At 63.5% G+C, this 6,077-nt stretch carries 5 protein-coding genes; 3 read left to right on the top strand and 2 right to left on the bottom strand.

What is annotated here, in order from left to right:
* On the bottom strand, window positions 1-1,414 hold a 1,414-nt coding region (locus tag EOA38_RS25025; protein WP_145966059.1), incomplete at its 3' end, for a PhoX family phosphatase.
* Between the two features lie 106 nt (window positions 1,415-1,520).
* Window positions 1,521-1,910: a hypothetical protein gene (locus EOA38_RS25030; RefSeq protein WP_127300481.1), complete on the bottom strand. Its 390-nt coding sequence runs from the start codon at window positions 1,908-1,910 to the stop codon at window positions 1,521-1,523.
* Between the two features lie 307 nt (window positions 1,911-2,217).
* On the opposite strand from EOA38_RS25030, the gene urtA reads away from it, so the two are divergent.
* From urtA to urtC, 3 genes are all read left to right on the top strand, one after another.
* Complete coding sequence (gene urtA, locus EOA38_RS25035) at window positions 2,218-3,528, top strand: urea ABC transporter substrate-binding protein (RefSeq protein ID WP_126093795.1); 1,311 nt, start codon at window positions 2,218-2,220, stop codon at window positions 3,526-3,528.
* A 141-nt stretch (window positions 3,529-3,669) separates the two neighbouring features.
* Window positions 3,670-5,286 carry an urea ABC transporter permease subunit UrtB gene (gene urtB / locus EOA38_RS25040; RefSeq protein ID WP_127300483.1) on the top strand — a complete coding sequence of 539 codons (1,617 nt, stop codon included), beginning with the start codon at window positions 3,670-3,672 and terminating at the stop codon, window positions 5,284-5,286.
* The coding region (gene urtC / locus EOA38_RS25045; protein ID WP_127300482.1) for an urea ABC transporter permease subunit UrtC at window positions 5,283-6,077 on the top strand (795 nt) is incomplete at its 3' end. The genes urtB and urtC, both read left to right, overlap by 4 nt.

A 6,077-nucleotide genomic window follows, 5' to 3' on the forward strand; every position in this document is an offset into this window, starting at 1 on the left:
GGCCCCAGAGGTTTTCCGGCCGCGTGTTGGCCGGGTTCACCTTGGATTCATCGCGCTTCTTGTTCTTGGTCATGACGGCATAGACGCGGCCGGTGACCGGATTGGTCTCGATGTCCTCCGGCCTGTCCATCGGCGTCGCGCCGAGCGCGTCGGCGGCAAGGCGGGTCTTGAGCAGCACCTCGGCCTGGTCGGCAAAACCATTCTCGGCGGTGAGCTTACCCTGGCCGTGGACCAGCGGCAGCCAGATCATCGTGCCGTCTGCATCGAAACGCGCCACCGACAAAACGCCGTCGTCCAGGAGATCGTTACCGGAAGCGGGGTTCGCCGGATCGTACGGCTTGGCGGAGACGAAGCGGTACATGTATTCAAAGTAGTTGTCGTCGCCCATGTAGACGACGATGCGGCCGTCCTTGTTGCGCACGACGGTCGAGGCCTCATGCGACATGCGGCCGAGCGCGGTGCGCTTGACCGGCGTCGACCGCGGATCGTAGGGGTCGATCTCGACAACCCAGTCGAAGCGGTTGGGCTCGTTCGGCTCCTTGTCGATGTCGAAGCGGTCATGGAAGCGGCCGCGGCCGTAGATGTCGGAGCCGTCGAAGCCGTAGCGGTCGAGGATATCGGCGGTCGGCGCCTTCTTCGGGTCACCGCCGAAGAGATCGGAGACGCCCTCCTCACAGGTCAGCACCGTGCCCCAGGGCGTGACGCCGCCGCTGCAATTGTAGCTGGTGCCGAGCACCTTGGCGCCTGTCGGGTCGGCCGAGGTCCGCATCAGCGCATGACCGGCGACTGGGCCGGAGACAGCCGTCTCGGTGTTGGCGGTGATGCGGCGATTGAGCGGGCTGTCCTCGACGATCGCCCACTTGCCGTCCTTCAGCATCACCTCGACGATCGAATGGCCCATGGCCGCGAGGCCGAGATCGACCTGTTCCTTCGTCATCGTTTTGCCGGCGTCGTCCTCGGTCATGCCGGGGAACATGACGTTGGGCGAGATGTACTCGTTGTTGACGCAGAGCAGGCCGTGGTCGGAATTCACCGAACCCTTGGGCAGCGGCATGAAGGCGATGTAGTCGCAATTGTAGCCGAAGCGCTTTTCCTGCTCCTCCGCCGCGACCTTGTTGCCGTCGAATTCGGGCAAGCCGGCGGCGAGCGGATCGCCCCAGCGCGCGACGATGGTCGTCTCATAGCCTTCGGCTGCGGCGTGATTCTTGTCATAGACCCGCTTCAGCTCCGGAAAACCGAGGGTTGAAAGGGCGGCAGCGGCATGTGTTTCGCCGGCAAACAAGGAGCCGACGAAGCTGCCGCCGGCAATCAGCGCGCCGGAGGCAAGGCCGCCTCTGAGGATCTCGCGGCGCGAGACCCGCGCGGCGATGACGTCGCGGATGACAGGGGAGGGTGAGGACGGGGAGTTGGCCATCGTGTCTGCCTCTTATGGTGGATGTTTGACACCGCGCTGCCTAAACCGCCTCGGCAACATCCGGATGACATGAGAGGGCGTATTGCAATGGCGCGGCCGCCGGCGGTCACCTCCTGGTGCAGGTCGAAGCGGTGAAGGCGCCGTCCTGCTGCTTCATGATGATGTCGAAGGAAGGGGCGTTCGGATCGTCCAGCGTCGCCTGGGTGATGGAGAGAGAGTTGCCGCCGCTGGTGTAGCCGCCGAGCGGACCGAGCCAACTGATCTCGCCATTGGCATCCATCTGGTAATTGTAGGCCTGCGGCGTTCTGCCGAAGGTGACCGGGCCGCTGTAGAGATTGCCCTTGATGGTGATGTCGCCGAGGTTGAGGAACATGCCGAGCAGGTAGACCTCGCAGTGATAAACGCCATCCGGCAGCCTGCCGTCGGCGAAGTCGGCGCGGGCGCCGCCGGCGGCGGATAAGAGAAGCAGGAAGCTCAGGATAATGCGTAGGGCCATGACGTCGCTCGTTTGCGCGGCGACCTTGCCCCATTTTGCCATCGTCTCGCAACCGCTGCCGAATTACCGCGTGTTGGATTGAGATCAAAGATTAGGCATTTTTACCATTTGGGCAAAATCTAGGCAGAGGTGCGCAAAGTTTTCTCAATCCCCTTTCCCTCCCGGATACTCGATCCGTTCGACGGCTATACGATAAGCAATTGTAAAAACGCATCTATCGCCGCTCAGCTCGCCATGCTCCGGCGTTTGGCACGTCGCTTGCAATGCTCTGTCGCGATGCAAAACAACCAGCTTGGGAGCGTGGAACATGAGGGGTAATTTCTCGACAATAACAAAAATGTTTTCGGCCGGAGTGATCGCTGCCGGCCTGTCGATGTCGGCTCCCGCCAGGGCGGCCGACGATACGATCAAGGTCGGCATCCTCCATTCGCTGTCGGGGACCATGGCGATTTCGGAAACGACGCTGAAGGACGTCATGCTGATGCTGATCGAGGAGCAGAACGCCAAGGGCGGCCTGCTCGGCAAGAAGCTCGAGGCAGTCGTCGTCGACCCGGCGTCCAACTGGCCGCTGTTCGCCGAAAAGGCGCGCGAGCTGATCTCCAAGGACAAGGTGGCGGCGGTGTTCGGCTGCTGGACCTCGGTGTCGCGCAAGTCGGTGCTGCCGGTGTTCTCTGAGCTCGACAACATCCTCTTCTATCCGGTCCAGTATGAGGGCGAGGAGAGCGAGCGCAACGTCTTCTACACCGGTGCGGCGCCGAACCAACAGGCCATTCCGGCCGTCGACTATCTGATGAGCGCCGATGGCGGCTCGGTGAAGCGCTGGGTGCTCGAAGGCACCGACTACGTCTATCCGCGCACCACCAACAAGATCCTCGAGGCCTACCTCAAGTCGAAGGGTGTTCCGGCCGAGGACATCATGGTCAACTACACGCCGTTCGGCTTCTCCGACTGGCAGACCGAGGTCTCGGCGATCAAGAAGTTCGGCTCGGCCGGCAAGAAGACGGCGGTCGTGTCGACCGTCAACGGCGACGCCAACGTGCCCTTCTACAAGGAGCTGGGCAACCAGGGCATCAAGGCCGAGGACATCCCGGTCATGGCCTTCTCGGTCGGCGAGGAAGAACTGGCCGGTCTCGATACCGGGCCGCTCGTCGGCCACCTCGCCGCCTGGAATTATTTCGAGAGTATCGACACGCCCGAGAACAAGAAGTTCATCGACGACTGGCACAAGTTCATCAAGAACGACAAGCGCACCACCAATGACCCGATGGAGGCCCACTATATCGGCTTCAACATGTGGGTGAAGGCGGTCGAGAAGGCCGGCACCACCGATCCGGACAAGGTGATCGACGCCATGGTCGGCGTGTCGGTTCCGAACCTGACCGGCGGCTATTCGACGATGATGCCCAACCACCACATCACCAAGCCGGTGCTGATTGGCGAAATCCAGGCCGATGGCCAGTTCGAGACCGTCTCGCAAACTCCCGGCCTCGTGATGGGCGACGAATGGTCCGACTATCTGCCGGATTCCAAGGACCTGATCTCCGATTGGCGCGCGCCTCTGTCCTGCGGCAATTTCAACGTCGCCACCGGCAAGTGCGGCGGCAAGGGCACCAACTGATCCCGGTCCGGACCTTGGTCCATGACCCCAGGTCTCTCGGATCGCGGAGTGGCCCCACGATCCGAGACCGCGGCCTGGGCGGGCCAATCCTCCGGCCCGCCCAGGCAAACCTTCAAAACCCTTGAGGACCGCTGGAAGACGATGATCCTGCTGCGCGCGATTGGGCTGTTGCTGTTGCTGACGATGGCAAGTCTGTTGCCGTCGAGCGCGGCCGAAGCCGATCTCCGCGCAATCATCGCCAAATTCGCGACAGCCACCAACTTCTCGGCCACCGAGGCGGTGGTGCGCGAGCTGGCCGCGAGCGGCGATCCGGCGGTCGAACGACCACTTTCGGCGCTGGCCGACGGCGAACTTTATATCCGCAAGGGCGACTCCCAGGTCTTCGTCGGCAAGGACGGCGCGGGCGGCGTGGAGTTGCTCGATCCGCTGAGCGGCAAGAAGGCGGCCGACGCCGCCAAGACCGACCTCACCAAGATCAAGGTCAACAACGGCCTTCGCCGGACGATCCGCGATGCCCTGGGCACGCTGACGCTGCGCGCCAAGGACGCGGGCGTGCGGCTCGCCGCCGCGACGACCATGTTCAAGACGCCCGATGCGGCGAATATCGAGCCGCTCGATGCCGCGATCGCCGCCGAGACCGAGCCGGCCGTCAAGGCCATGTTCGAACAGGCGCGCGCGGCGACGGTTCTGGTTTCCGACAAGCCCGAAGCCGACAAGCTCGCGGCCATCTCGCTCATCGCGGCGCGTGGCGATCGCGACGCGCTTTCATTGCTGACTTCGGTCGAAGCCAATTCACAAGGCGCGGTCAAGGACGCGGCAGCCGGCGCCATCGGCCGCATCAATTCGACGCTGGCGCTGTGGGATGCCGGCCAGAACATCTGGTACGGCATCTCGCTCGGATCGGTGCTGCTGCTTGCCGCGATCGGCCTCGCCATCACCTTCGGCGTCATGGGTGTCATCAACATGGCGCATGGCGAGATGGTGATGCTTGGCGCCTACACCACCTTCGTCGTCCAGCAGGTCATCCGCACATCGTTCCCAAGCATATTCGACTGGTCGCTGGTCATCGCGCTGCCGCTTGCCTTCCTTGTCGCGGCGCTGGTCGGGCTTGCCATCGAGCGCGGCATCATCCGTTTCCTCTACGGCCGTCCGCTGGAGACGCTTTTGGCCACCTGGGGCGTCTCGCTGATCCTGCAGCAGGCCGTGCGCACCATCTTCGGGCCGACCAACCAGGAGGTCGGCAATCCGTCCTGGATGTCGGGCTCGTTCGACATCGGGCAACTCGCCATCACCTGGAACAGGCTGTGGATCCTTGTGTTCGCGCTCCTGGTGTTCGCGGTACTGCTCTACGTCATGAAGCGCACGCCCTGGGGCCTGCAGATGCGCGCCGTCACCGCCAACCGCCGCATGGCGGCCTCCATGGGCATCAGGACGCCATGGGTCGACGCGCTGACCTTCGCGCTCGGCTCCGGCATCGCAGGCATCGCCGGCGTGGCGCTCAGCCAGATCGACAATGTCTCGCCCAATCTCGGCCGCGGCTACATCATCGACAGTTTCATGGTCGTCGTCTTCGGCGGCGTAGGCAATCTCTGGGGCACGCTGGTCGGCGCCTTCTCGCTCGGCATCGTCAACAAGTTCCTCGAGCCCTATGCCGGCGCAGTGCTCGGTAAGATCGTCGTGCTGGTATTGATCATCCTGTTCATCCAGAAGCGCCCGCGCGGCCTGTTCGCGCTGAAGGGCAGGGCGGTGGAAGCATGATCGCGCAGCGCCTCTTCGGCGCCGACCGGCGCATCGAGATCACCATTTTCGTCCTGCTGGCGGCGGCCATCGTCGTGCCGCTGCTCAACCTCGCTGTTTCTTCGACAAGCGCTCTCTATGTGCCGCCCTATATCGTGGCGCTGCTCGGCAAATACCTCTGCTACGCGTTGCTGGCGCTCGCGCTCGATCTCGTCTGGGGCTATTGCGGCATCCTCTCGCTCGGCCACGGCGCCTTTTTCGCGCTCGGCGGCTATGCGATGGGCATGTATCTGATGCGCCAGATCGGCTCGCGCGGCGTCTACGGTAACCCGATCCTGCCCGACTTCATGGTGTTCCTGAACTACAAGGAACTGCCCTGGTTCTGGTACGGCTTCGACCATTTCTGGTTCGCAGCAACGATGGTGCTGGCCGTGCCCGGCCTGCTCGCCTTCGTCTTCGGCTGGTTCGCGTTCCGCAGCCGCGTCACCGGCGTCTATCTGTCGATCATCACCCAGGCGATGACCTATGCGCTGCTCCTCGCCTTCTTCCGCAATGACATGGGTTTCGGCGGCAACAACGGGCTGACCGACTTCAAGGACATTCTCGGTTTCAACGTGCAGGCCGACGCGACGCGCTCGGCGCTGTTTGCTGCCAGCGCCGTGACGCTGGCGCTGGCCGTCTTCGTCACCGCGGCGATCGTGCGCTCCAAATACGGCAAGCTGTTGATGGCGGTGCGCGACGCCGAAAGCCGCACCCGCTTCCTCGGCTGGCGGGCGGAGGACGTCAAACTGTTCGCCTTTACCGTCTCGGCG

Source organism: Mesorhizobium sp. M1E.F.Ca.ET.041.01.1.1 (genome assembly GCF_003997355.1).
Taxonomy (GTDB): Bacteria; Pseudomonadota; Alphaproteobacteria; order Rhizobiales; family Rhizobiaceae; genus Mesorhizobium.